Here is a 24,388-nt window from a genome sequence, read left to right as displayed (position 1 = left end):
CAGCACGCGCAGCAAATCGGCTACAATATCGCGTTCCAGGAAGCGTGGCCGAGTGGTTTAAGGCACTGGTCTTGAAAACCAGCGACGGGCAACCGTCCGTGAGTTCGAATCTCACCGCTTCCGCCAACCTCATTCTCAATCCTTTGATCTAAAAGGATTTCAAAAAGTTGAATGCTTGTAACTCTGCCCGTGCAAGCAAAATGGCCATCTCGGCCAAAGTTAGCCTAAGACGCGACGTTCGACCCCATGATTCGGCCGTGCGATAGGCAAAAAACTGGCCTGGCGAGCCGGTTAAAAACGGTCGAACCGTCGCTCAACATGGCGAATGTTTGTCATTCATGATGCGGCGATGATTTTGGCGCTTAGGCGATGCGCCGAACTTCCGAGAATGTTGTTATGTCTGGCGAGTGCCGATCATGTTCGACGTACTGGCATTCTTGTTATGATCGCGGTGCTGCTACGCAACTCGGTTGGGTTCAGAGTGGTGTATGTCTTCTTTGCGGCCGTTCATTACTCGCCTTCGGCCTCGGTTACGACAAAATGCAAGTAGCAGGCGATACAGCGCCACCGATGCTGATTGTCAGCCGACCGGCACTTCCCCTTCGCCCGGCGCCTTGCCGGGCCGATCATGCGGCGCCTGCTTGCGGCCGCTGTCGTGGCGCTCTGGCATCCTGCTCTTTTCGTGGTCGCTATGGTGCGCAGGCGTGGGATGTTTCGTCGGTGCATCGTTTTCCATCATGGCTTCTCCCGATTTTGGAACGGCGTGCACCGTCCACTATGTAGCGCTCTGTTAGCAAGCGCCGCGCCCACCGACAGGAATGCGCGCCACTGCGCACGCGCGCACATTCCCGCGTACAGATGACAGGGGCGCAGACCGCTACGCCCAAGGTAATTCCAACCCAAGGTACCCCTCACGCTCACCTTGCACTATACGGCCTGCCGCTCGACAGCCGCTCCTTCTTGCTCCCAACCTAGCCTCAATGGTGTCGGCATACAAGATGAAAGACGCCCGGCACATCGATCAAGCCAATGCAAGTTTGGTCGAGATAACCGATTTGCTGCGGGCCGTACACCGGGCGGCATCGTCAACGTCTATTCGGGGCGCGGCACGGCGAGACTGCCACACGGGGCCACCGCGCGCCGCTTCCGCGCCCGGACCAGTCGCGCCGTAGCGATCACCGCGCCGATCGCCAGCGCGTCGCCGCACAGCCCCGCGACGAACGGCATCCGCTGCGGACCGCTGGCCCGCAGCGCCGTATCGATGACGATCGATATGAACGCACCGGCCACAAAGCACGGCATCCCTTGCTGTCCCACGTTGACGACGTCCCGCATCTGGATGGCCAGTACGCGGAGCCAGCCGCGCTGGACCGCGACGGCCACGGGCCACGCCAACGCGGCAAAGCTGACGATTCGCAGCGGCGCAAGGTTCTGTTTCATGACGCCCGGCATCGGCTGGGTCTGCAGCACCAGCTTAGAGAACGCAAAGCCGAGCGCAGTGCCAATGGCGATCCGCGTCAATTCGCAAGCTGTACGCGATGCATAAAACGCTGGAGGCACGGGATGCAGCCGTGCCAGCATCCCGCAAACAAACATAAATTGCCACGCGAACGGATTAAATCCCCAGCCGCCCGCTCTGGCGCTGGGCAGCAGCGGCCCCAGCACTGGCCCTAACAACCATACCACGAGGCTACTCAATAACGTGACGACGGGTGCACGGCGTGCGTAGGGTACCGAAACGCCGGCGCCGAGCGCAAAGAACGCATACATGGGCAGCACGGCGGACAAGTATGGCTGGTGCCGAAACAATGCGATGTCACGGATCATTGACCATGGCTGCGCCACGAACAACGGCCATTCGCTCTCGGCGAGCATCGGCGTGCGCAAGCGCAGCGCGGCGATCATCGCTCCCGAGGCAAGCATCAACGCCGCGGTCAGCCAATAGGCGCGATAGATTTGCATGCTGCGCGACAGGAAGCGCATAGTCGCGGCCCGCCCGCCGCGGTTCGCTTCGATCGCCGCATAGGCAGCCGCTGACGCATAGCCGCCCAGGAATACGAACACTTCCGCGGCATCACAAAATGCGTAGTTATGTAGCATGAACTTGGCCAGCGAGCTGCCGGAGATGTGATCGAGCACGATCACAATCAGGACCACGCCTCGAAGGAAATCGACTTCGATTGAGCGTCGTATAGGCGTCGTCATTCACCGCTCCCGCATTACCGTCACCAACCGCCGTGCTCCCTTGCCCAGTTCAGGTCGTGGAGTCGGATCGGCCCGAAAAGATTCCGGGAAAGTTTAGATCGCGCAGGAACGCTGCGTTTCATGACGCAATCGTGCGGATTGGCCATCGATACGGCAAGGTTCTTCGCCGGTTTCGGCAGGATCGCACACACTGAAGCGGCGTCACCAAACAGGACTTCAGTCGCTAGTCACGCGCCGCACACACGGCCGGCGGCGGTCACGATTGCGGAATTTCGATTTTGACTTCAAGCACCTCGAGATCGTCCTGCCGCTCGAGCTGAACCTTGATGTCGTCGTTTGAGATCGCCACGTACTTCGAAATCACCGCGACCAGCTCACGCTGCAGCGCCGGCAAATAGTTGGCCGGCGCTCGTCCGGCCGCACGCTCATGCGCGATGATCAGCTGCAAACGCTCTTTTGCAACCGACGCGGACTTGCGTTTCTCGCCCAGCAGAAAAGAAAGAATTGACATTTCCCCCCCTTACTTGCTACCGAACAGACGTTGCAACAAGCCCGGTTTTTGATAATCAATGTACCGCAGCGGCTTTTGCTCCCCAAGAAAACGCGCGATCACGTCCTTGTACGACTCAGCCACGTCGGTCCCGTCCAAATGCACCGCCGGCACGCCCTGGTTCGATGCATGCAGCACCGACTCGGATTCCGGAATCACGCCGATCAACGGGATCCGCAGAATCTCCTGGATGTCGTCCAGCGACAGCATCTCGCCTTCGCTGACACGCTTTGGGTTATAGCGCGTGATCAGCAGGTGTTCCTTGACCGGTTCCTTACCCTCAATCGCGCGTCGCGTCTTGGACGCCAGGATCCCGAGGATGCGATCCGAATCTCGAACCGACGATACCTCGGGATTCGTGACAATCAGCGCCTCATCCGCAAAGTGCATCGCCATCAACGCACCGGACTCGATACCGGCTGGCGAGTCGCAGACGATGTACTCGAAGTCCATTTCAATCAAGTCGTTGATGACTTTCTCGACGCCCTCCAGTGTCAATGCATCCTTGTCGCGCGTTTGCGATGCGGGCAGGACGTACAACTGCTCGCACTTCTTATCTTTGATCAACGCCTGGTGCAGATTCGCTTCACCCTGGATCACGTTGATCAGGTCGTACACGACACGACGCTCACAGCCCATGATGAGATCGAGATTACGCAGGCCGACGTCGAAGTCGATGACGGCCGTCTTGTGCCCGCGCAACGCGAGTCCGGCCGCAAAGCTTGCGCTTGTCGTCGTCTTGCCGACCCCGCCCTTGCCCGAAGTCACCACAATGATTTTTGCCATACCATTACCTTGTATTCGTCAATGTGCTCCGCCACTGTCGGTGCGGATGTCTTCCTGTCTTCCAATACGAATTGCCGCTACGTCAACCGCAGCGGCTCGATGATCAACTTCTCGTCCGCCAACCGGATCTGTACCGACTTGCCAAGCACATCGGACCCGAGTGGCGTCTCGGTGGTCCGGTAGATACCGGCGATCGAGATCAGTTCCGGCTCCAGGCACGTGCAAAAGATCCGCGCGCCGTGGTTGCCATGCACGCCCGCCAGTGCGCGTCCTCGCAGCGGCGCATAGATGTGGATGTTGCCTTCGGCAATGACTTCCGCCCCATAGCTGACCAAGCCCAGCACAACGAGGTCGCCCTTTGCATAGACTTGCTGCCCCGAACGCAGCGGCTTGTCGATCACCAGTGTCGCACCGCCGCCGCCCCGCTCGGTGTCGGCTGCGGCATCGCTCTGTGGCTTGGCCGTCATGTCACACGATGTGGCCTGCGGCACCGTCGATGCGGCCTGTGGCGGCGATTCGGCCGCGGGCTCGTCGCTGCGTGCCACACGCCGCTCACGTGACTCGACGAACGGCAGTGCATCAAGTTGTGCCCACGGCCGCTGAGCGTCGTTCGCGACAATGCCGGCCGGATGCATCCGGAATGCCTTCAGCATTTCGGCCACTTCTGCGACCGGCACGCGTTGGTTCGCCGGCAGGCGCCGCAGGTCGATCGCCACCACATCGTTGGCGAAAAACTCCGGTGTCGCGTCGAAGCGTCGACTCAGTTCAGCGCGCATCTCGGCCAAATCAGTTGTCTTCACAATGAACAGAAGCGTATCCAGCGTACCGCTGCGCAGTTCGAAAAAGGGCGATTTCTTGGCCGACATAAGAGATTGCAAAAAATTTACCGTATTTTACAGGCCTGCGGGGTGACACCGCGAAAGATTGGCCGTGTTTGCCCTAAATAATGGCGTGGCGGCTCATAGCTTCGCTTGCCGTCATGGAATGGGGCTTGCTACAGAAATGGTGATCATTTAATCGAAGCGATCCAATGGACTCGACAGACAAAAACCCGCCCCAGCCCGAGCAACGACGCCAGGCAGCCGAAAGCCTGTTGAAAAAGCCAGAGACTGAAACGGCGCGCGCGCAAGTGAGCGACATCGAGCGCGCGTCGAGCGGAAAAGAAGCCGGGTTGGGCAATATGCAATCTACGTCGTCGCCCGGTGCAACGTCATACGCGCCCCGCGCAGGCATCGACGGCCCCGCGGACCCCGTGCAGGCGGCTCATCCACGCGGCACCGACCTGCTCAACAACGATGCCACTGATAACACGGTGGACACCGACGGCAAGAGCGCAGAGGCAAAGAAGACCGGCCAAAACATTCAGGCCATTGTGTCGCAGGCCACGCTGGACAACGCTGTCCCCACGCCGGCCCGTGGACTTGGCGGCTTTGACAGCCGCGTCGGTGGCGAATTGCCGCTCATTGCGCTGCATGATAGCTACGAGCTTGTAGACCATGGCGTTGTAACACCAGTCGAATTGCCACACCCGGCGCTCGAATCGACGTTGACCGACCGGGAGTCGCTTGCCGTCGCGGCCGCAGCGCGCGGCGAATCGTACGCCGCTCATCGGCTTCGGCCCGAGCGCTTGATTGAAATACGCCTGCGTGGCGGCGCAAAGCACTGACGGCAGTTCAAGCCGGGCAGGAACGGTGCTTGCGACACCATACAACATACCGGCCTGCGATTAGGCCGGGCAATCAAACAGGAGAAATCTATGAACAAGGACCAAATCAAAGGCGCAACCCAACAGGTCAAAGGGAAAGCCAACGAGGTCGCCGGGAAGGTGACCGGAAACAAGGCTCATGAACTGAAAGGCGATGTTCAGCAGGCTGTCGGCAAGACACAGCGGACGTGGGGTGATGCGAAGGAACAGGTAAAGAAAGGTTCGTGAGTTGCACATGCCGCGCTGGTGGGCATTGGCCGTCCCTGACTAAGGGGCGTGTGTTCCGAGCGCGGCGTGTTCTGACATCGTGATGCGTGCTCGACACAACAACACAAGAAAGCCGCCGGCGGGGGCGGCTCTATTCGGCTGAAAACCTTGTCTGTGGCGGAAAGGGAGGGATTCGAACCCTCGATACGGGAGAACCGTATACCGGATTTCGAGTCCGGCGCATTCGACCACTCTGCCACCTTTCCTGGGATTTTGACTTCGCTGATCGGGTCGCTGCTCAGCGAAGTCAGATATTATAGACAATCCGTCGAGCAATTCCAAGCGGATTTTCACGCGTCAAGCTTCACCCTATCTGCTCACGCGCCGGGCTCCAGCCGCGCGATGCCGCCCATGTATGGGCGCAACGCCACCGGAATCGTGACCGACCCGTCGGCGTTCTGGCCGTTCTCCAGGATCGCCACCAGTGTGCGGCCGACCGCCAGCCCGGAACCGTTCAACGTATGAACCAGTTCGGGCTTGCCTTGTGCGTGGCGGAACCGCGCCTGCATGCGGCGCGCCTGGAACGCCTCGGTGTTCGAGCACGACGAAATCTCGCGATAAGCATGCTGCGCCGGCAGCCACACCTCGAGATCGTACGTCTTTGCCGCCGAGAACCCCATGTCGCCGGTACACAGCGTGATCACGCGGTACGGCAACTCCAGCCGCTGCAGGATCGTTTCGGCATGTCCCACCATTTCCTCCAGCGCCTGGTATGAGCTGTCCGGCAACGTGATCTGCACCATCTCGACCTTGTCGAACTGATGCTGCCGGATCATGCCACGCGTATCGCGCCCGTACGCGCCGGCCTCGGACCGAAAGCACGGCGAATGCGCGGTCAGCCGGATCGGCAATCGATCCGCGTCGACGATGCTGTCGCGCACCGTGTTAGTCAGCGAGATCTCCGACGTCGAGATCAAGTATTGCGTGACCTTATTGTCGCCCTCCCCTTTCTCGACGCGGAACATGTCGTCGGCGAACTTGGGCAACTGGCCGGTGCCGTATAAGATCTCCGGGTTCACGATGTAGGGGGTATAGCACTCGGTATAGCCATGCATCTGTGTGTGCGTATCGAGCATGAACTGCGCGAGCGCACGATGTAGGCGCGCCGCCTGACCGCGCAGCAACGTGAAACGCGCGCCAGCCAGCTTTGCACCTGCCTCGAAATCAACCCCCAGCGGCACACCGAGGTCCACGTGATCCTTTACCGTAAAATCAAACGTGCGCGGCGTGCCCCAGCGCCGCACCTCGACGTTGCCCGCCTCGTCTGCGCCGACCGGCACGGACTCGTGCGGCAGATTCGGGATGCCAAGCATCAGCTCGGATAATTTCGCCTGGACTTCGTCCAGCTGCAGCGCTGACGCCTTCATCTCGTCGCCGATGCCTGCGACTTGCGCCATCACTGCGGAGGTATCCTCGCCGCGCCCCTTCATCGCGCCGATCTGCTTGGACAGGCTGTTACGGCGCGACTGCAAGTCCTCGGTGTGCGTTTGGAGCCGACGGCGTTCGGATTCGAGCGCCTGAAACGCAGCGACGTCCAATGTGTAGCCGCGATCGGCCAACCGTTGGGCAACCGCGTCGATGTCCTTGCGGAGCAGCGTGATGTCGAGCATGGGGAGCTTTGCAATACGTTGGATGAACTGCAGATTTTACCTTACCGACAGCGCGGATCGCGGCAGCCTAGAGACCAAGTGGCAGTGTGTCCCCATGCCTTGGTGCCTTGGTGCCTTGGTGCCTTGGTGTCGTAATGCCGTAGTGCCGTAGTGCCGTAGTGCCGTAGTGCCGTAGTGCCGTAGTGCCGTAGTGCCGCAGCGTGTAGCGCCTGCAGCCAGGCACATGTTCAACCTTCCCCGTGCTTATGCTCGCGGCGCCACGCCTGGTCCAGCCCGCGCAGGCGCTCTAGCTTTTCGCCGATCTTCTGCTCCAGTCCGCGCGGCACAGGCGTATACCAGCCGGGCTCGCGCATGCCGTCCGGCAAGTATGTCTCACCCGCCGCATAAGCGTCGGGCTCGTCATGCGCGTAGCGGTATGCATGGCCATAACCGAGCTCCTTCATCAGCTTGGTCGGCGCGTTGCGCAGATGCACCGGCACCGCCCGCGACCTGTCCTGCGAGATGAACCGCCGCGCCGCGTTATATGCGTTGTAGCCGGCATTCGACTTCGGCGCGACGGCCAAATACAGCACCGCCTGCGCGAGGGCAAGCTCCCCTTCGGGGGTGCCCAGCCGCTCGTACGTTTCCGACGCATCCAGCGCAATACGCGCGGCGCGGGGATCGGCCAGCCCAATGTCTTCCCAAGCCATGCGCACAATGCGACGCGCAAGGTAACGCGGATCGGCACCTGCGTCGAGCATCCGGCACAGCCAATACAATGCACCGTCGGGGTGGCTGCCCCGCACCGATTTGTGCAATGCACTGATTTGGTCGTAGAACGCATCGCCGCCTTTGTCAAAGCGGCGCAGATTGTCGGCCAACGCCGAGCCAAGCAGTGTATCGTCGATCGATGTGGTCTTCGCACGGTGCGCGGCGCGTGCAACGATTTCGACGTTATTGAGCAACTTGCGTCCGTCGCCATCGGCAGAGCCAATCAGCGCGTCGCGTGCGCTGTCCGTGATGGTCAACCCGCCGCCCAATTCGGCGAACGCGCGCTCGAGCAATGCACGCTGCTCATCATCGTCCAGGCTCTTGAGGACATAGACCGCCGCACGGGACAACAAGGCGCTGTTGACCTCAAACGATGGATTTTCGGTCGTGGCGCCGACGAATACGAACAAGCCGGACTCTACATGCGGCAGGAAGGCATCCTGCTGGCTCTTGTTGAAGCGATGGACTTCGTCGACAAACACCAATGTCTGCCGCCCGCGCGCGCGATGGGCCTGTGCCAGATCGACCGCCTCGCGGATATCCTTGACGCCGGAGAGCACGGCGGACAGCGCAATGAATTCGGCGTGAAATGCGGCGGCCATCAAGCGCGCCAACGTCGTCTTACCCACGCCAGGCGGCCCCCACAGAATCATCGAATGCGGCTCGCCGGACTCAAACGCCACTCGCAACGGCTTGTTTTCGCCAAGCAAGTGGCGCTGGCCAATCACTTCGTCGATTGTCTTCGGGCGCAGCCGTTCCGCCAGCGGAATGGCGGTGCGGGTATCTTCGAACATGGACTTAGCGTATCACTTCACAACATCGTGCATGCATTATGACAGCCGCCGATGCGCCCGTGCGAACACGCCCGCCGCAAGCTGCCTCATGGCGGACACAGCAATCGCCGCACTCATGCGCATCGGCACACGACATTCGACCCGTTGATCAATGACACGATGTCAGCGTGTCGCGCGACACCGCGGATCTGCCAGGCGCCGGTCAGCCATTGATCACATCGGCACCCTTTGGCACCGCAAACTTGAATGTATCGGCGGGCAGCGCCGGATTCTTGTGGATGCTCGAGAACGTGAGCAGCGTCACATTGCCGAATACGTCATGCAGTTCCATCGCCTCGAGGTTGCCGTCGCGAAAACCGATGCCGACACGCTCGAACTGCGTATCCTTCGATTTCGGGATCAACTCGAGCCAGTCGATGCCTTGTTTGACGCCCGCATCGCGCAGCGTAAAGTTCTTTTCCAGGTCGTTGCTGCCAAACAGGATGGCGGCCGGGCTGGCGCCCAGCGCGCCACTGAGCGCCCGCACGGTCACCTGATTTAGATCCTTGTCCCAGACGTACAGCTTGTCGCCGTCAGACTGCAGCAACTGTTCATACGGTTTCTGGTACGCCCACACGAACCTGCCCGGCCGCGCAAACCGGAATGTGCCGCTCGACGTGGCCATCGACGTGCGTGCCGCCTGGCCCTGTGCCTGTGACGCACTGCCGCCGGCCGCCTTGACCTGGTGCTGGACGAACTCGCCATCGGCAGAACGCACCTGTGCCACGAACGCCTTCAATTGCGCCGTGCCGCTCGCCTGCGCGGACGGTACGGCGGCCAAGGCAATCAATGCGCCTGTCGCCACGACCCGCGTAGCGCGAAAAAGCGATCCCATCATCAAAGCGTTTCCTGTGTTGATTTCATGCGCTCAGTCATCGCCGCCGCGCGCCGGCACCCGTATTTCGCGATTGCCGTTGGATGCCATCGCCGAGACCAGCCCCGACTGCTCCATCTGTTCAAGCAGCCGTGCAGCGCGGTTGTAACCGATACGCAAGTGACGCTGCACCAGCGAGATCGACGCGCGGCGCTGCTTAAGCACGACTTCGACAGCCTGGTCGTACAACGGATCGGACTCGCCATCCGCATTGCCGGTTCCCGCGCCGCCTGCTTCGTCGCCTTCGCCAGCCAGGCCCCCTTCCAGAATGCCGTCGATGTAGTTCGGCTCACCTTGCTCCTTGAGCTTCTCGACGACACGATGAACCTCATCGTCGGACACGAACGCGCCATGGACGCGGACCGGCAGGCCGGTGCCCGGCGGCAGGTACAACATGTCGCCTTGGCCGAGCAGCGACTCGGCGCCCATCTGGTCGAGGATCGTGCGGGAATCGATCTTGGACGATACTTGAAACGCAATGCGCGTGGGCACATTCGCCTTGATCAACCCAGTGATCACATCGACCGATGGCCGCTGCGTCGCGAGCACGAGATGGATACCGGCCGCCCGCGCCTTCTGTGCGATACGCGCGATCAGCTCCTCCACCTTCTTGCCGACGACCATCATCAAGTCGGCCAACTCGTCGATGATCACCACGATGAACGGCAGCTTCTCGAGCGGCTCCGGTGCATCGGGCGTCAGGCTGAACGGATTCGGAATCTTCTCGTCGCGCTTGGCTGCGTCGTCGATCTTACTGTTGTAGCCGGCCAGATTGCGCACACCAAGCTTGCTCATCAACTTGTAGCGCCGTTCCATTTCACCGACTGCCCAGTTCAGCGCGTGACCAGCCTGCCGCATGTCGGTGACGACCGGACACAGCAGGTGCGGGATACCCTCATAGACCGACAACTCAAGCATCTTCGGGTCGATCATGATGAGGCGGACCTGCTCCGCGCTGGCTTTGTACAGCAGCGACAGGATCATCGCGTTGATGCCGACCGATTTACCCGAGCCAGTCGTGCCGGCCACCAGCAGGTGCGGCATCTTGGCCAGGTCCGCACATATCGGATTGCCACCGATGTCCTTGCCCAGTCCCATCGTAAGCAGTGACGGTGCATTCGCATAGACCTCGGAGCCCAGAATTTCCGTCAGCCGCACGGTCTGGCGGCGCTGATTGGGCAATTCCAGGCCCATGTAGTTCTTGCCGGGAATTGTCTCGACCACGCGGATCGACACGAGCGACAGCGAGCGCGCGAGGTCCTTCGCGAGGTTAACCACTTGGCTGCCTTTGACCCCGGTCGCCGGCTCGATTTCGTAGCGGGTGACCACCGGGCCGGGATAGGCGGCCACCACGCTGACCTCGACGCCGAAGTCCTTCAGCTTCTTTTCGATCAGTCGTGACGTAAACTCGAGCGTGTCGGCCGATACGGTTTCCCGCGTGGCCGGCGGCGCGTCGAGCAGTGTAAGCGGCGGCAACGTGCTGTCGCCCGGCAGGTCCTGGAACAGCGGCACCTGCTTTTCCTTTTCGATGCGCTCGGACTTGGTCGGCGTCACCACGGCCGGCACGATCGTCACCGGCTCGTGCTCCTCGAGCCGCACCCGACTGCGCTCGACCTTGCCCTCGCGCTTGACCGCTGCTTGCTGGCCAGCCTTGCGGTCGCGCTTCTCGTCGCGCCGCAACTGCGCGATCATCACCGCGTTGATGATCGCATCGCCGACGCGCTCGGCCACCGACAGCCACGAAAAGCGGAAAAACAACGACAGGCCGATCGCCAGCGCGAGCAGCAACGCCAGCGTGCCGCCGGTGAATCCGAGCGCGTGCTGCACGCCGTGGGCCACCGCGTCGCCGACGATGCCGCCGGGCGCCCGGGGCAACTGAGCCTTGAGCGACCACATCCGCAATGCCTCCAGGCCGTCGCTGGCCACGAGCACGAGCGCGAACGACAGCATCTCGGCCAACCAGCCGCCTTCGCGCGGCGCAGTCGGCTCGTCCAGTGCGTCGTGACGCGTGATGCGCCGGTAATTGTCGGCGATACGCCGCCCCAGCAGCACGATCCACCAATAGGCGGACAAACCGAACAGTAGCAACAGGATGTCGGATGTCCACGCACCGACACGGCCACCCCAGTTCGCGATCTGGTCGACCTGCACAGCATGCGTCCAGCTCGGGTCACGCCGGCTGTAGCTGACCAGCGCCATTAGCAGGAACAGGCCGAGCGCGACCTGCAGCAGCCAGCGGATCTCGCTTAGCAAACGCGACAGACGATGCGGTAAAGCTTGTGCCCCGGGAGAATACGTGGATTTCGCCATTGAATCGACAAGAGAGCGGCATGCGACCGCCGGAGTTCGAGCGCCTTCATTGTAAACGGTCGGACCGGCGCGCCACGCAACAAGTTGTAAGACCGGTGTTGCAAGCGCGCACCAGCGTGCCGAGTGAGGTGCCCAAACGCCGCCGAACGTCGGGGCATCGCACCGATGTTCGGCGGCAGCGTAGCACGCCGTTGGGTGGTGAAGCATCACGCCGATGGATGGCGGGGCATCGAGCCGAATGGGCGGCGGCGCTATCACGTCGATGGTCGCGGGGCATCGAGCCGAATGGGCGGCGGCGCTATCACGTCGATGGGTCGCGGGGCATCACGCCGATGGGCGTCGGCCTACCACACCGATGCAAAAGCGCAATCAGGCCAATGCCGGCCAGCCCCTTTATAATGGTGAACTTGACATCACCTACGCATTGCCGCGCGGTGCGGCTGTGCGCACCGCCGTCCTACAAGGATCGACCGCCATGTCCGAACGCAAGCACGCGAAAGTCCTGATTCTCGGCTCCGGCCCGGCCGGCTACAGCGCCGCCGTCTACGCGGCGCGCGCCAATCTGTCGCCGATGCTGATCACCGGCCTCGCACAAGGCGGGCAGCTGATGACGACCACCGACGTCGAGAACTGGCCCGGCGACCCGAACGGCGTACAGGGTCCAGAATTGATGCAGCGGCTGCTCGACCACGCGCAGCGCTTCAACACCGAAATCGTGTTCGATCACATCCATACCGCGAAGCTCAACGAGCGGCCGCTGCGGCTGATCGGCGACTCCGGCGAGTACACGTGCGATGCACTAATCATCGCAACTGGCGCGTCGGCCCAATACCTGGGCCTGCCGTCGGAGCAACAGTTCATGGGCAAGGGCGTGTCCGCATGCGCGACCTGCGATGGTTTCTTCTACCGAAATCAGGACGTCGCGGTGATCGGCGGCGGCAACACCGCCGTCGAGGAAGCGCTGTACCTGTCAGGCATCGCGAAGAAAGTCACGGTAATCCACCGTCGCGACAAGTTCCGCGCCGAGCCGATCCTAATCGATCGACTGCTCGCGAAGGAGCAGGAAGGCATTGTCCAGATCAAGTGGAACCACGTGCTCGATGAAGTCCTCGGCGACGATTCGGGCGTGACCGGCCTGCGCATTAAGCATACGAAGACTGGCGAGACCACCGACCTGTCGGTGCACGGCCTGTTCGTGGCGATCGGCCACAAGCCGAATACCGACATCTTTGAAGGCCAATTGGAAATGCGCAACGGCTACATCGTCACGAACGCCGGCCTGAACGGCAATGCGACCGCCACGTCGATCGCCGGCGTGTTCGCCGCGGGCGACGTGCAGGACCACATCTATCGGCAGGCGATCACCAGCGCGGGCACCGGATGCATGGCCGCGCTGGACGCACAGCGTTATCTGGAAAGCATCCATGAGACGGCCGCGCCACACGTGATGAGCCACGAAGTGGACCGCTGAGCGTCGCGCGATACCATCGCAGCGATAGCATCGAGTCGAGGGCGACCATGCCGAAGGACAAAGCCCATCCGAATGACCGCGTGCGGGCGCGGCCAACACCTGCTGCCCCGTCCACCATCGTAGGAGCCGCGCCTGACGCGGCGATATCCGCGCCGATCCCTGCCAGCCCTGTCGCCGGCATGCGCCTATCCAGTCTGGCGTCGCTCGGCGCGCTGCGCGACAGGCTCAAAAGCGACGCCACAGCCCGCGAGCAGGCGCATCGCCACGCCGAGCGCGAGCAGCGCGCCGCGCAAGCGGCCGCCACCGAATTTCGCCGCGAGATTGGCGACATCACGCCGCTCAAGCCCTCCGGCCGCGCGCCGCTGCCCCGCGTGCAGCCACCCCCCGTGCCGCTGCAAACGCAGCGCGACGAGCAGGCCGTGCTCGATGAGGCACTGTCCGACGAATTCGATCCGGAAACGCTGCTCGACGTCGATGAATCGCTGTCTTATTGCCGGCCGGGTGTGGCAGCCGACGTCGTGCGCAAGCTGCGCAGCGGCGCGTGGGTCGTGCAGGCGCAAATCGACCTGCACGGACTGCGCCGCGATGAGGCACGCGAAGCCCTGGCGGATTTCCTACGCGCGTCGCTCAAGCGGGGGCTGCGCTGCGTGCGCGTGATCCACGGCAAGGGCTTGGGCTCGATCGGCAAGGAACCGGTGCTCAAGGGCAAAGTACGCAGTTGGCTAGCACAAAAGGCCGAAGTGATTGCCTTCTGCCAGACCCGGGCGCACGACGGCGGAGCCGGTGCCGTACTTGTGCTGCTGCAGCCGGAGCCGCGTGACTGAGGCAGGCTGCGTCGCATGCACATCGCCGCCTTCGCCGGTGTTGGCCTTGCTGCCGATGCGGCTCATCGCGATTGCCAGCGTCGCATGCAGCGCGAGCGATGTGAATCAGACGGCTGCCTCGTTCTCTTCTCCGGTGCGTATCCGAATCACCCGTTCGATGTCAGCAACGAAGATTTTTCCATCGCCGATCTTGCCGGTACGCGCGGCGCCGATGATCGCGTCGAGCGTCTGGTCGACCTGATCGTTAGCGACCACGACGTCGATCTTGATCTTCGGCAGGAAGTCGACCACGTACTCTGCACCGCGATAGAGTTCGGTATGCCCCTTTTGCCGGCCAAAGCCCTTGACCTCGGTCACGGTCAATCCGGTCAGGCCCACCTCCGCGAGCGCCTCGCGCACCTCGTCGAGCTTGAAGGGCTTGATGATTGCAGTGATACGCTTCATGGTGTGCCTCGCCTGTTCGATTGAAATGGAATGAAGCTATTCTAACCAGCGCGCGGAGCGCGAGCGCGTGCGCGACCCCACCGGCCAGGGCACCGCGCCGCACACCGTTGCGGTGCAGCGCCGTTGCCGCGCATGCTCAAGAGGCCTCGCTAAAATGTGATGTGATCGGATAGCGCCAATCCCGGCCGAATGCGCGGTGCGTAACACGGATCCCGATCGGCGCCTGACGCCGCTTGTATTCGTTGATCTTAATCAGCCGCGCAACTCGCTGGACATCGTCGCGAGCATAGCCGGCCGCGACGATCTCAGCCAACGACCGGTCTTCCTCCATGTACATCCGCATGATCGCATCCAGCACTTCGTACGGCGGCAAGCTGTCCCGGTCGGTCTGGTTCTCGCGCAGCTCGGCCGACGGCGCCCGGGTTAGGATCCGTTCCGGGATGATGTCGCGCATGGCAAACGTGGGCGCCGCGTTCCGATAGCGGCACAGCCGATACACCCATATCTTCGCGATATCCTTGATGACCGCAAAGCCCCCCGCCATGTCCCCGTACAACGTGCAATAGCCCACGGCCATCTCACTCTTGTTGCCGGTGGTCAGGACGATCGAGCCGAATTTGTTCGACAGCGCCATGAGCAGCGTACCGCGAATGCGGGCCTGAATGTTTTCTTCGGTGGCATCTTCGGACAAGCCGGCAAACTCCGCGGCCAGCGATGCGCGGAACGCGTCGAACATCGGACCAATCGCAATTTCATCGTAGCGCACGCCGACACGCCGCGCCATCTCCGCTGCATCGGACGTGGACATCTGCGCGGTATAGCGGGACGGCATCATGACCGCACGCACGCGCTCGGCACCCAATGCGTCGCACGCAACAGCCAGTACCAGCGCGGAATCCACGCCGCCGGACAACCCAATGATCGCGCCCGGAAATCCATTCTTGTTCACGTAATCGCGCACGCCGAGCATCAGCGCGGCATAGACCTGCGCCTCGACGCATTCGCGCGGCGCGATCTCGCCACGCTGCGCCTGTGCGCCGTCGAACTCGACAATTGCCGTCTGCTCGACAAATTGCGGCAGGCGTGCCACTAGCTCGCCCTGCGCGTCGAGCACGAACGAGCCCCCGTCGAACACAAGCTCGTCCTGTGCACCGACCAGGTTCAAGTAGACGGCCGACATGCCGGTCTCGCGAATGCGCTCGCGCAGGATATCGACGCGCACATCCTCTTTGTTCATGTGATACGGCGAGCCATTCGGTACGAGCAGCACCTGGGCGCCCGCCGCCTTCGCCAACAACGCGGCCGATGGATGCCACACGTCCTCGCAGATGACGACGCCGAATTTCACGCCCCCCAGCTCGAACACGAACGGTTGCGGATTCGATGCGAAATACCGCTTTTCGTCGAACACCTCGGTATTGGGTAGTTCTTGCTTGAGGTATGTCCCCGCAATCTGGCCATCGACCAACAGCGACGCCGCGTTGAACGTGTCCACCGGCGATACGCCGCGCTCGATCGGCCTGTTTGGATTAACATCGCCTGTCAGCGCGCTGCGAAACGGATGGCCGACCAACACGCGTAGTCCGGCAAAGCGCGCGAGCTGAGCGGCCAACTCGCTGAGCGCCGCATGGCTTGCCGTGTAAAACGCCGGCCGCAGCAGCAGGTCTTCGGGTGGATAGCCGGACAACGCCAGTTCTGGTGTGATCATCAGCGACGCGCCGGCATCGTGGGCGGTTTGTGCGGCGGCGACGATTTTCGCAATATTGCCGGCAAAGTCGCCGACGGTCACATTGATCTGGGCAAGAGCGATTTTCATGGAAGAACGATGAACGAGTTGGCTTCACAGCGCATGAATGATTATCGCACGCGGATTTTGAACTCCCCGGCCGAGGTCGACGCTTCGCAATGGAACACGCTACTCGCGCAGCAAGCGCGGCCCACGCCGTTCTTGCGGCACGAATTCCTCAACGCGTTGCAGGCCACGCGGTGCGCGATTGTGGAAACCGGCTGGTCCGCGCAGTTCATCACACTGTGGCGGGATGCCCACGACGCAAACGGACGCGCGCGCGAAGTGCTCGCGGCGGCGGCACCGCTCTATATGAAGCAACACAGCTACGGCGAGTACGTGTTCGACTGGGCGTGGGCCGATGCATACCAGCGTCATGGATTACGCTACTACCCGAAGCTGCTATGCGCAGTACCCTTTACGCCGGTGCAGGGCACGCGGCTAATGGCGGAGGGTGACGAATCACGCCGCCGCTTGGCCGCCACGCTTGTCTCTGTGGCTAAACACGCCAACGTGTCATCGTTGCACGTACTTTATCCGGAGCCCGGAGACGCCGAACTACTCGTAGAAGCGGGGATGCTGCTGCGCGAAGGCATGCAGTTCCATTGGCTGAACCGCGGGTATCGTCATTTCGAGGACTTTTTATCCACGCTCGAACACAAGAAACGCAAGAACATCCGCGCCGAACGACGCAAAGTGCGTAACGCCGGTGTCACGCTACGCCGAGTGCCAGGCGAAGCCATCACCGCAAAGGAATGGGCGTTTTTCTCGCGCTGCTACCGTCAGACTTATCGCGAACATCATTCGAGCCCCTACCTGAACCTGGATTTTTTCCGAATGATCGGCGCAACCATGCCGGAAAACCTGTTGCTCGTGATCGCCGAGCGCGCCGGTGCGCCGATTGCCAGTTCGCTGCTTGTCTACGAACGCAACGCATTACCATTGCGGGGACAAGGCAAAGGTGTGTTGTATGGACGTTACTGGGGGGCGCTTGAACATGTCCCGTGTCTGCACTTCGAGACCGCGTACTATCAGCCGCTAGAGTTTTGCATCGAGGCGGGCGTCGCCGCATTCGAGGGCGGCGCGCAAGGGGAGCACAAAATGGCTCGCGGCTTCCTGCCCACTCTAACCCACTCGACGCATTGGCTCGCCCACCCGGCTTTCGCGGATGCGGTCGCACGCTTTCTCGACAGCGAGGCCGGCGGCATCCACCGTTATATGGACGAGTTGCGCGAACACGATCCTTTTCGGTGCAGTGCTCAAGCGGCATGCTGACATGGCCTGGCACCTATACTTGATTGAATGCGCGAACGGCAGCATTTACACCGGCATTGCCGTTAATGTACAGGCCCGCTACGCCAAGCATGTCGACGGCACTGGCGCACGTTACACGCGTGCGCACAAACCAGTGCGACTACTAGCCACGTTCATAATGGCCGACCGCTCAACGGCGTGTCGGACCGAATATCGGGTGAAGCGATTACCTGCACACGAGAAACGCGCGCTTGCGCAAGGGCTGCGCGCGCTGCCTGACACGTCATCTGACTCACGCGCCTGCCCTCAAAGAAAGAGGACGCACCATACAGCGCAAAATCGACAATAAGATCACCGAGCATCTCTCCAAGGCGAGCCTGGATGCAGCGAAACTGGTGGCCCAAGGCGCAGCCCTCCTCGAGCCAGCGGATAAGGACAATCCGTCTTTGCAGATGCCAGGAGCGTATCAGCAACGCTAAGCGTGCCGTCGATCCTCCTCACTGATCAACCTATTTTTAACGCAGACATCCGCGCCGGGTTCGCCGTTTCGAGTTGAATGGGGCCCGGTGCGTTGGCCGGACAAATTAAGCGCCCTGCGCTACATCCGACGGCGATTGTTTGCGCAAATAAGACAGTGAATTCACAATATTGATCTTTATCCGCATCGGTCTGTAGCGTAACGTCTGTGCTGGAGAATGCACGGAACAATTGCCATGACTGCCTTTGCAAAACGCGCGGATCCTTGGCGGCAAACCGTCCGCTGTCTCGGCACACGGGTGCGCAAAACTGCCGCAGATTGCCATGTTGCTGCCCCTTTTCCGTCAAAGACGGCTCGCCGTGCTCGTTTGACTCAGCGCAGTAAAGAGACCACTGTGGTATCACTAGACCGGCAACATGCCGACATGGCCGCGGGCAAACCGACCATTCGCATTCTTGACCGGCCTAGCAGCGTGACCGCGATTGTGTACTGGTCCGATGCGGCAACCTGTCATTATGGTTATCAGGGTTGGCGGCTGGCGGGAGCGGAAAAGGACGGCCAATGCGCGCTGAGCGGCCAGCCGGTGCGGCGCGGTGATCTCGTGTACCGACCGGCGCAACGCGAGCCGAGCCCCCGCAACGTCGACGCAATGATCCTGGCTAGCGCGATGCCGGAAACGGTCGAAGCCGAGGCTGCCTAGACAGATCAGATCGGTCCCGCCGGACGGCGCGGTCGCAGCAGCCCTACGCGAACGCGCTACGCCCGCCCAAAACCCGCCGAGTCGGTCCGACCGCGGCGGGTTGTCGTCGCCAGGCGAGCCGGCCAGCGCACGCCGGTACGGCGCGTCGTTTATGGCTTATTGAAGTTCGCGACGCCGTCGGTAATCTCCTTGTGCGCGGCCTCGATACCTTTCCAGCCTTCGACCTTGACCCACTTGCCCTTCTCGAGCGCCTTGTACTGCTCAAAGAAATGCTTGATCTGGTCCTTCAGATAAGCCGGCACGTCGTCGGCCGATTTCAGGTGCGCAGTCATCGGGCAGATCTTGTCAGCCGGCACCGCAATCAGCTTCGCATCCTGGCCGGATTCGTCCGTCATGTTCAGCATGCCCAACGCGCGGCAGCGCACGACTGAACCCGCCAGCAGTGGGAATGGCGTGATCACCAACACATCGACCGGATCGCCATCGCCGGCAAGCGTTTGCGGGATGAACCCGTAGTTGGCCGGATAGCGCATGCCGGTGCCGATGAAACGATCTACGACGAGCAGGCCCAGCTCCTTGTCCGCCTCGTACTTGACCGGGTCGCTTTGCGCCGGAATTTCAATGATGACGTTGAAATCGTGCGGCAGGTCCTTGCCTGGCGGGACGTGATCGAAGCTCATGTCGAATTTCCTGGTAACGATAGAACAAACGGTGGAAGCGAAAACCCGATTATATCAACCGACCTGCTGCGATCGCGTAAGGAGCTCACGCTAGCGGGCGCGGCGGCACAGGACAGCCGTCGCCGGCGCCACGCATACTGCCATCGCTAGCGAGTCAACATGGCGGGCGTGCCAGCAACTGAATGCGGCTGCCGTCAACAGGCGAATACGGACGTCCCTGGCAACCCGTGCATACGATCCGCCAACGGCCGAATCCGACCGTCGTCGCGGCGCCAGCTAGACGACATTCATCGCCATGGCGCTGGCGCGGTAGTGCTCAGCGGCCTGCTGCGCGTTGCCCAACTGCTCATGCAGGCGTGCGAGCGTCCGGTGCGCTCGGATTTTCAGCGGTTCGTTGTCCGCGGCGAGCTTGAGCGCCTGCTCGAGGAATGCTTGTGCCTTGCCCCACAGCTTTTGCTGCAGGCACAAACGTCCCAGCGTAAAGGACAGGTCGGGATCCTCTTGGCGCTCCTTCTGCCAGGCTTCTGCACGCTGGATCAACGGCAACGGATCGTCGTCCGCGCAGTCGGCGTAGCGGCGCAGCAGCCTAGGATCCCAGTGATGCGCGAGCGCCTCCTCGACGATCCTGCGCGCATCGGCCGGGCGGTTCAGCTCGATCAGCAATTCTGCGGCCAAATCCGCGATGCGGGGCGACTGGCGCTCGGCGGCACTCAGCGATTGCCATAGTTGCAGCAGCGCATCGGGGTTGTGACGCTGATCGCGCAGCAGATGCTCAGCGGCGAGTTGCTTCAGGTGCACCGACACCGCCGGGTGGATCGCCTCGCGCTTTTCCAGGGTTTTCACCAGTTTGAGCACTTCCGCCCAGTTCTTCAGCTGCTGCTGCGCACGCAACGCGATTTGCAACGCATGGATGCGCCGTCCACCCTGTGCACGCATCTCGGTCAATGCCGCCAACGCCCCGTCGGCATCACGCGCATCCGCGCGCAATTCGGCGCTGGCCATCAACCTCGCCTCTTGCCAATCGTTGCCACTCACCTGCGCCAGCCATTCATCGCGACGTGCAAATTCGCGCATGCGATGTGCAGCGGCTGCACCGATCAGGCCAGCCGGCGCCTTGTTTGCGTCAAATGCACTGGCCTCGCGTGCGGCTTTCTCCGCACGAGAAAAACGACCCGCGTACAAGCTGCCGATCGCCTCACGCAGCGCCTGGTGCGCATTGGCAAGCCGCACGCGTGCCCGGTACGCCGCGACCCGTTCGGGCATTCTCAGCACCGCGCGGATCGAGCGCACGACGATATAGAACACGACGAACGACACGACCAGCGCCGCCACGAACAGGTTCAGTGAGATATCGATCCGATAGGGCGCCCAGACGATCAGCACCTGCCCCGCGCCGTGCGTGCCGACGATCGCCAGCAGCACGGCGGTCGCAAACAGCACCATCAGCCACAAGATTGCTCGAATTGCCATCGTTCAGCCTCGGCTCTTGTTCTGATGGATTGCATTCAGGCTCGCATCCAGGTTCGGCAGCGCGATGTGCGCCGCACCTTTTCGTACCTGATCGAGCGACTCACGCGCGTTGCGCGTGGCCTGGGCCGACGGATCAAAGTACCGCGCGAGCGCCTGCTGCGCGGCCTGCAAGTCCGCATTTGTCAGCTTCTCGTCGCGCGAGAGCAGCGCGATGCGCGCAGACAGCAGCCGCAGCTTTACATTCTCACGCAACAGATAGCCCTGGTCTGGTGCGACCAGCATCGCGTCCGCGTTGTCGATGCGGCGCACCTGCACGAGACCGGTCAGTTGTGCCATCACCCCGGCCGAGAATGTATGCCACCATGCCTTCCAGCGCGGCTCGCCATGGGCGGCGGCCTCCTTCGCCACGTCCGCCGGCGTGCCAGCACGCGGCTTGAGCGGCGCAGCCGGCGCCTCGCCGGCCAACGGCAGGGTATCAACCTGCGCGATCACGTCGTCAAGCTTGATGGCGAGTCCCGCCAGGTCGGCGCTGGGCGCAGCCTTCAGCTTATCGATGTCCTGCGCGATCGCCTTGCGCACCGCGATGACTTGCGCGCCTGTCAATGCCGCGAGCCGCGTGTCCGCGCTTTGCAACGCGAACAACGCCAAGCCGACATTGCCAGTTAATTGCAGTTGCTGGCTGGCAGACGAGATTGTCTGCTCGACTTCGGCCAGGGTCCAATCGTCGCGGTCCTTTGCCAAATCCTGCAACGACGCCTGCAGGGTCTGATGCTGCGTCTGCACGTCACCGACCTGGCCGGCGAGTTGGGCCAGCTGCGAATCGAGTTGGCGTACCGCGCTCGCGGCCTCGTTGGCCTTGAGCAGGGTGTCGCGACTTTGCATGTCGCTCGCCTGCTGGCGCACGGCAAGTTGCTGCTGCAGCCGCTCGATCTTGCGTTCGAGCACGTAGCCGCCCGCGCCCGCGCCTGCCAGCACCCCCACCGCGACGATCCAGGCGAGCACCGTGCTGGCTGAGCGGCGGCGACGCTTCGATTCGTACGGAGGGGAAGATGCAGCCGGTGGGACGTTGGCCGCGGCAGGACGCGCCGGTTGCGCCGCGTGTGGGGCCACACCCGGTGCTGGCTGGGAATCTTTAGAATCTGTCATGCGTGATTGAGCCGATTGCGATTGAGTCTTCGAGAAGGACGCTGCTTGAGTGATCGGTGAAAACACCGCTCGCAATGCGCTGACGATCGCCTGATCGCCTGCGCCGGACACGGTAATCGTATCAAAACCCGCTTTGCGCGCCGTTTCGCCGATGCGCGGATGCGGTGTGACAATCGGTGCGCGCTTGAGCGCGACAATCTCGTCGCGATTCAGATGCTCGCGCGCTAACTCTTCCAAGTTGCGCACGCCTTCCGAACTGGTCAATACCCAGGCGTGCGGCTGGTCAGCGAGCAGCGCGTGCACGCGCTGCCACGCATCAAAGCTCGGCTCGGGCAGCCGTCGCTGGTACGCACCGAGCGTCTGGACGATCGCGCCATGCGCACGCAGCGTATCAGCAAGCAACTCGCGGCCGCCGTCGCCGCGCACCAGCAACACATGCCGCCCTTGTAGCGCAGTGAGCCCGTGCGGCGCAAAGGCCGTGGCGAGCGCGCCGATCAACGCCTCGGAATCGTAGCGCGGCGCATCCCCGCTCGCATACGAATCGGACGAGACCTGCGCCGCCGGGGTATCGTCGAGCCGCGGCGGCTCGCCAGTATGGGAAGCGCCCGCGCCGCCGTCCTTGCCGCCATCGTGCACCGGCGCCTGCAGCGCGACGCGCACCGCATCGCCGGGCGCGATGATCCGATGCGTGTGTGGCTGCACGCCATGGCGCGCCAACGCCCGCACCGTGCCCGGACCCACGCCAGCGACCGGCACCGTGGTCGGCCACAAGAAAGCGAGCGGCGGCACGGCGGCGGCCGACGGATGCGCCGACGACGTATCCATTGACGACACATCCGTTGACGACGTATCAGCCGACAATGCATCCGCGGGCGGTACGTCCACCGGGGATGCGCTTTCTGGCGATGCCTTCGGCCGAGCCGCAGCGAGCGCCGCGAATGCGCGATCCACCGCATTCGGCGACACAAATACCGCCAGCGCATAACGCTCGAGGTCGAGCAACCCGTCGACCAGCGGCGCATTGTCCGTCGCGTCGGCAATATCGATCAGCGGAAACTCGAAGCCTTCGAATCCAGCCGCGGCAAGCGCGGTCAGCAGCTCAGCGCTCTGTCCCGCTGGGCGCGTGATCACCACGGTCGGACGTGCCTCGACAGGAGCGCCGGCCTCGCCCGCGGCCGCCGACTGCGACGTAGAAGGAAGCGACGTCTGCGTCACGATTGGCCTCCTCCCATCACGCGGTTCCGCCGCGCGACGCGTCAAGCAGTTGCTGCACGATCTGCATCGCGCCCTGCGCTTGCAACTGCTGTACCACGTGCAGGCCGAGTGCCAGCGCACCGGCCGTATCCGTCGGCGCCGCGCTGCCATGCGCGGCCAGCACACGGCTGCCGTCGGGCGTGGCGACCGACGCCCGCAGTTGCAGCACGTCGCCCTGCCACTGCGCATACGCGGCGAGCGGCACCTCGCAGCTGCCGCCGAGCGCGCGCGATACAGCCCGCTCGGCCTCCACGGCCAGCGCCGTGCGCATGTCGCGCAATGGCGCGAGCCACTGGTGCAGATCGGCGCGTGAGGCACGGATTTCGATGCCGAGCGCCCCCTGCCCGGGCGCCGGCAGGCTATCAGCGGGGTCCAGCAGCGTGCGGATCCGCGCTGCGAGGCCAAGCCGCTTGAGCCCGGCGGCCGCGAGGATGATCGCCGCGTAGTCGCCGCGGTCGAGCTTGGCCAGCCGGGTGTCCAGATTGCCGCGCAGCGGCTTGATCACCAGATGCGGATAGCGGCTGCGCAACATCGCCTCGCGGCGCAGGCTCGATGTCCCTACCACAGCGCCTGCCGGCAATTGCGCCAACGAGGTAAATTGCGACGACACGAACGCATCACGCGGGTCTTCCCGTGTGAGGACAACCGGCAGCGCAAAGCCATCGGGCAGCGTCATCGGTACGTCCTTGAGCGAGTGAACCGCCAGGTCCGCGCGGCCATCCGCCAGTGCATTCTCCAATTCCTTGACGAACAATCCCTTGCCGCCCACCTTAGACAGCGCGCGATCCAAAATTTGATCGCCACGGGTGGTCATACCGAGGATCTTCACGTCGCAAGACGGATATAATTTGTGCAGCGCACGGCCCACATGCTCGGCTTGCCACAGCGCAAGCCGGCTCTCACGCGAGGCGATCACCAGCGTCGCGGGCGGTATCGCGCATTGCATCTCGAGACTCAAGTCGACCTCGTACCCAATCGGGATGTGATAACG

Annotated in this window: 23 protein-coding genes and 2 tRNA genes; 9 read left to right on the top strand and 16 right to left on the bottom strand. The window is 62.6% G+C overall.

The window, feature by feature from the left end:
* Positions 1–38: 38 nt before the first annotated feature.
* Positions 39–126, top strand: a tRNA-Ser gene (locus KQH55_RS02225).
* 454 nt (positions 127–580) lie between these two features.
* Here KQH55_RS02225 and KQH55_RS02220 read toward each other — a convergent pair.
* The 5 genes from KQH55_RS02220 to minC all read right to left on the bottom strand — a co-directional run bounded on the left by KQH55_RS02220 (position 581) and on the right by minC (position 4,407).
* Positions 581–739, bottom strand: coding sequence for a hypothetical protein (locus tag KQH55_RS02220; protein WP_170872448.1), 159 nt, complete (start codon positions 737–739; stop codon positions 581–583).
* A 353-nt stretch (positions 740–1,092) separates the two neighbouring features.
* Positions 1,093–2,205 carry an OpgC domain-containing protein gene (opgC, locus tag KQH55_RS02215; RefSeq protein WP_235090121.1) on the bottom strand — a complete coding sequence of 371 codons (1,113 nt, stop codon included), beginning with the start codon at positions 2,203–2,205 and terminating at the stop codon, positions 1,093–1,095.
* A 256-nt stretch (positions 2,206–2,461) separates the two neighbouring features.
* Positions 2,462–2,716 (bottom strand): cell division topological specificity factor MinE, encoded by a 255-nt coding sequence (minE, locus tag KQH55_RS02210; protein ID WP_076785311.1) that lies wholly within the window; start codon positions 2,714–2,716, stop codon positions 2,462–2,464.
* A 9-nt stretch (positions 2,717–2,725) separates the two neighbouring features.
* Complete coding sequence (minD, locus tag KQH55_RS02205) at positions 2,726–3,541, bottom strand: septum site-determining protein MinD (protein ID WP_076797038.1); 816 nt, start codon at positions 3,539–3,541, stop codon at positions 2,726–2,728.
* Positions 3,542–3,618: 77 nt separating this feature from the next.
* On the bottom strand, positions 3,619–4,407 hold the full coding sequence (gene minC, locus KQH55_RS02200; RefSeq protein ID WP_076785313.1) for a septum site-determining protein MinC: 789 nt from the start codon (positions 4,405–4,407) through the stop codon (positions 3,619–3,621).
* Positions 4,408–4,571: 164 nt separating this feature from the next.
* On the opposite strand from minC, the gene KQH55_RS02195 reads away from it, so the two are divergent.
* Both KQH55_RS02195 and KQH55_RS02190 read left to right on the top strand, forming a co-directional pair.
* Positions 4,572–5,207, top strand: coding sequence for a DUF3005 domain-containing protein (locus KQH55_RS02195; protein WP_235090120.1), 636 nt, complete (start codon positions 4,572–4,574; stop codon positions 5,205–5,207).
* A 90-nt stretch (positions 5,208–5,297) separates the two neighbouring features.
* On the top strand, positions 5,298–5,474 hold the full coding sequence (locus KQH55_RS02190) for a CsbD family protein (protein ID WP_076785315.1): 177 nt from the start codon (positions 5,298–5,300) through the stop codon (positions 5,472–5,474).
* A 154-nt stretch (positions 5,475–5,628) separates the two neighbouring features.
* Here the strand turns inward: KQH55_RS02190 and KQH55_RS02185 are convergent.
* From KQH55_RS02185 to KQH55_RS02165, 5 genes are all read right to left on the bottom strand, one after another.
* Positions 5,629–5,719: transfer RNA gene (locus tag KQH55_RS02185), tRNA-Ser, on the bottom strand.
* 111 nt (positions 5,720–5,830) lie between these two features.
* A complete protein-coding gene (gene serS / locus KQH55_RS02180; protein ID WP_076785316.1) occupies positions 5,831–7,123 on the bottom strand; it encodes a serine--tRNA ligase in 1,293 nt (430 codons plus the stop codon).
* 227 nt (positions 7,124–7,350) lie between these two features.
* A complete protein-coding gene (locus KQH55_RS02175) occupies positions 7,351–8,667 on the bottom strand; it encodes a replication-associated recombination protein A (RefSeq protein ID WP_235090119.1) in 1,317 nt (438 codons plus the stop codon).
* Positions 8,668–8,869: 202 nt separating this feature from the next.
* Positions 8,870–9,544 (bottom strand): outer membrane lipoprotein chaperone LolA, encoded by a 675-nt coding sequence (gene lolA / locus KQH55_RS02170; protein WP_076785318.1) that lies wholly within the window; start codon positions 9,542–9,544, stop codon positions 8,870–8,872.
* A gap of 30 nt (positions 9,545–9,574) precedes the next feature.
* Positions 9,575–11,890: a DNA translocase FtsK gene (locus tag KQH55_RS02165; protein ID WP_076785319.1), complete on the bottom strand. Its 2,316-nt coding sequence runs from the start codon at positions 11,888–11,890 to the stop codon at positions 9,575–9,577.
* A gap of 475 nt (positions 11,891–12,365) precedes the next feature.
* On the opposite strand from KQH55_RS02165, the gene trxB reads away from it, so the two are divergent.
* Positions 12,366–13,361, top strand: coding sequence for a thioredoxin-disulfide reductase (gene trxB, locus KQH55_RS02160; RefSeq protein ID WP_076787351.1), 996 nt, complete (start codon positions 12,366–12,368; stop codon positions 13,359–13,361).
* A 47-nt stretch (positions 13,362–13,408) separates the two neighbouring features.
* Complete coding sequence (locus tag KQH55_RS02155; RefSeq protein WP_076797034.1) at positions 13,409–14,185, top strand: Smr/MutS family protein; 777 nt, start codon at positions 13,409–13,411, stop codon at positions 14,183–14,185.
* Between the two features lie 105 nt (positions 14,186–14,290).
* On the opposite strand, the gene glnK is transcribed toward KQH55_RS02155, so the two are convergent.
* A complete protein-coding gene (glnK, locus tag KQH55_RS02150; protein WP_076785321.1) occupies positions 14,291–14,629 on the bottom strand; it encodes a P-II family nitrogen regulator in 339 nt (112 codons plus the stop codon).
* Positions 14,630–14,765: 136 nt separating this feature from the next.
* Complete coding sequence (locus tag KQH55_RS02145) at positions 14,766–16,445, bottom strand: NAD+ synthase (protein WP_235090118.1); 1,680 nt, start codon at positions 16,443–16,445, stop codon at positions 14,766–14,768.
* Positions 16,446–16,454: 9 nt separating this feature from the next.
* On the opposite strand from KQH55_RS02145, the gene KQH55_RS02140 reads away from it, so the two are divergent.
* The 4 genes from KQH55_RS02140 to KQH55_RS16780 all read left to right on the top strand — a co-directional run bounded on the left by KQH55_RS02140 (position 16,455) and on the right by KQH55_RS16780 (position 18,847).
* A complete protein-coding gene (locus tag KQH55_RS02140) occupies positions 16,455–17,690 on the top strand; it encodes a GNAT family N-acetyltransferase (protein WP_076785323.1) in 1,236 nt (411 codons plus the stop codon).
* Positions 17,584–18,018, top strand: a complete 435-nt coding sequence (locus tag KQH55_RS02135; protein WP_306666068.1) for a GIY-YIG nuclease family protein — start codon at positions 17,584–17,586, stop codon at positions 18,016–18,018. The genes KQH55_RS02140 and KQH55_RS02135 overlap by 107 nt, the downstream gene beginning before the upstream one ends.
* Positions 17,921–18,148: a hypothetical protein gene (locus KQH55_RS02130; protein ID WP_235090207.1), complete on the top strand. Its 228-nt coding sequence runs from the start codon at positions 17,921–17,923 to the stop codon at positions 18,146–18,148. The genes KQH55_RS02135 and KQH55_RS02130 overlap by 98 nt, the downstream gene beginning before the upstream one ends.
* A 393-nt stretch (positions 18,149–18,541) precedes the next feature.
* The gene (locus tag KQH55_RS16780) at positions 18,542–18,847 is read left to right on the top strand and encodes a DUF3331 domain-containing protein (protein ID WP_235090117.1); all 306 of its coding nucleotides are present in this window, start codon (positions 18,542–18,544) and stop codon (positions 18,845–18,847) included.
* Between the two features lie 149 nt (positions 18,848–18,996).
* Here KQH55_RS16780 and ppa read toward each other — a convergent pair whose 3' ends face one another.
* The 4 genes from ppa to hemC all read right to left on the bottom strand — a co-directional run bounded on the left by ppa (position 18,997) and on the right by hemC (position 24,343).
* Entirely contained in the window at positions 18,997–19,527 is a 531-nt protein-coding gene (ppa, locus tag KQH55_RS02120) for an inorganic diphosphatase (protein WP_235090116.1), read from the bottom strand.
* 276 nt (positions 19,528–19,803) lie between these two features.
* Positions 19,804–20,997, bottom strand: a complete 1,194-nt coding sequence (locus KQH55_RS02115) for a heme biosynthesis protein HemY (protein ID WP_076797031.1) — start codon at positions 20,995–20,997, stop codon at positions 19,804–19,806.
* A 3-nt stretch (positions 20,998–21,000) separates the two neighbouring features.
* Positions 21,001–23,358 (bottom strand): fused uroporphyrinogen-III synthase HemD/membrane protein HemX, encoded by a 2,358-nt coding sequence (gene hemDX, locus KQH55_RS02110; protein ID WP_373566350.1) that lies wholly within the window; start codon positions 23,356–23,358, stop codon positions 21,001–21,003.
* Positions 23,359–23,374: 16 nt separating this feature from the next.
* Complete coding sequence (gene hemC / locus KQH55_RS02105; protein WP_139337138.1) at positions 23,375–24,343, bottom strand: hydroxymethylbilane synthase; 969 nt, start codon at positions 24,341–24,343, stop codon at positions 23,375–23,377.
* Positions 24,344–24,388: the final 45 nt, after the last annotated feature.

This window comes from Mycetohabitans sp. B3 (assembly GCF_021498065.1).
Lineage (GTDB): Bacteria > Pseudomonadota > Gammaproteobacteria > Burkholderiales > Burkholderiaceae > Mycetohabitans.
The sequence above is the reverse complement of the archived record's forward strand: the minus strand, read 5'-3'. Positions and strand labels throughout refer to the sequence as shown.

What these genes read in the sequence shown, in the direction of transcription:
- hemC (WP_139337138.1), bottom strand. Translation starts at nt 24,343, where the DNA reads ATGCAATGCGCGATACCGCCCGCGACGCTGGTGATCGCCTCGCGTGAG.
- minC (WP_076785313.1), bottom strand. Translation starts at nt 4,407, where the DNA reads ATGTCGGCCAAGAAATCGCCCTTTTTCGAACTGCGCAGCGGTACGCTG.
- minE (WP_076785311.1), bottom strand. Translation starts at nt 2,716, where the DNA reads ATGTCAATTCTTTCTTTTCTGCTGGGCGAGAAACGCAAGTCCGCGTCG.
- glnK (WP_076785321.1), bottom strand. Translation starts at nt 14,629, where the DNA reads ATGAAGCGTATCACTGCAATCATCAAGCCCTTCAAGCTCGACGAGGTG.
- ppa (WP_235090116.1), bottom strand. Translation starts at nt 19,527, where the DNA reads ATGAGCTTCGATCACGTCCCGCCAGGCAAGGACCTGCCGCACGATTTC.
- KQH55_RS02220 (WP_170872448.1), bottom strand. Translation starts at nt 739, where the DNA reads ATGATGGAAAACGATGCACCGACGAAACATCCCACGCCTGCGCACCAT.
- KQH55_RS02140 (WP_076785323.1), top strand. Translation starts at nt 16,455, where the DNA reads ATGAACGAGTTGGCTTCACAGCGCATGAATGATTATCGCACGCGGATT.
- KQH55_RS02175 (WP_235090119.1), bottom strand. Translation starts at nt 8,667, where the DNA reads ATGTTCGAAGATACCCGCACCGCCATTCCGCTGGCGGAACGGCTGCGC.
- lolA (WP_076785318.1), bottom strand. Translation starts at nt 9,544, where the DNA reads ATGATGGGATCGCTTTTTCGCGCTACGCGGGTCGTGGCGACAGGCGCA.
- trxB (WP_076787351.1), top strand. Translation starts at nt 12,366, where the DNA reads ATGTCCGAACGCAAGCACGCGAAAGTCCTGATTCTCGGCTCCGGCCCG.
- KQH55_RS02195 (WP_235090120.1), top strand. Translation starts at nt 4,572, where the DNA reads ATGGACTCGACAGACAAAAACCCGCCCCAGCCCGAGCAACGACGCCAG.
- minD (WP_076797038.1), bottom strand. Translation starts at nt 3,541, where the DNA reads ATGGCAAAAATCATTGTGGTGACTTCGGGCAAGGGCGGGGTCGGCAAG.
- KQH55_RS02165 (WP_076785319.1), bottom strand. Translation starts at nt 11,890, where the DNA reads ATGGCGAAATCCACGTATTCTCCCGGGGCACAAGCTTTACCGCATCGT.
- KQH55_RS02135 (WP_306666068.1), top strand. Translation starts at nt 17,584, where the DNA reads ATGCGGTCGCACGCTTTCTCGACAGCGAGGCCGGCGGCATCCACCGTT.
- KQH55_RS02145 (WP_235090118.1), bottom strand. Translation starts at nt 16,445, where the DNA reads ATGAAAATCGCTCTTGCCCAGATCAATGTGACCGTCGGCGACTTTGCC.
- KQH55_RS02155 (WP_076797034.1), top strand. Translation starts at nt 13,409, where the DNA reads ATGCCGAAGGACAAAGCCCATCCGAATGACCGCGTGCGGGCGCGGCCA.
- KQH55_RS02115 (WP_076797031.1), bottom strand. Translation starts at nt 20,997, where the DNA reads ATGGCAATTCGAGCAATCTTGTGGCTGATGGTGCTGTTTGCGACCGCC.
- opgC (WP_235090121.1), bottom strand. Translation starts at nt 2,205, where the DNA reads ATGACGACGCCTATACGACGCTCAATCGAAGTCGATTTCCTTCGAGGC.
- serS (WP_076785316.1), bottom strand. Translation starts at nt 7,123, where the DNA reads ATGCTCGACATCACGCTGCTCCGCAAGGACATCGACGCGGTTGCCCAA.
- KQH55_RS02190 (WP_076785315.1), top strand. Translation starts at nt 5,298, where the DNA reads ATGAACAAGGACCAAATCAAAGGCGCAACCCAACAGGTCAAAGGGAAA.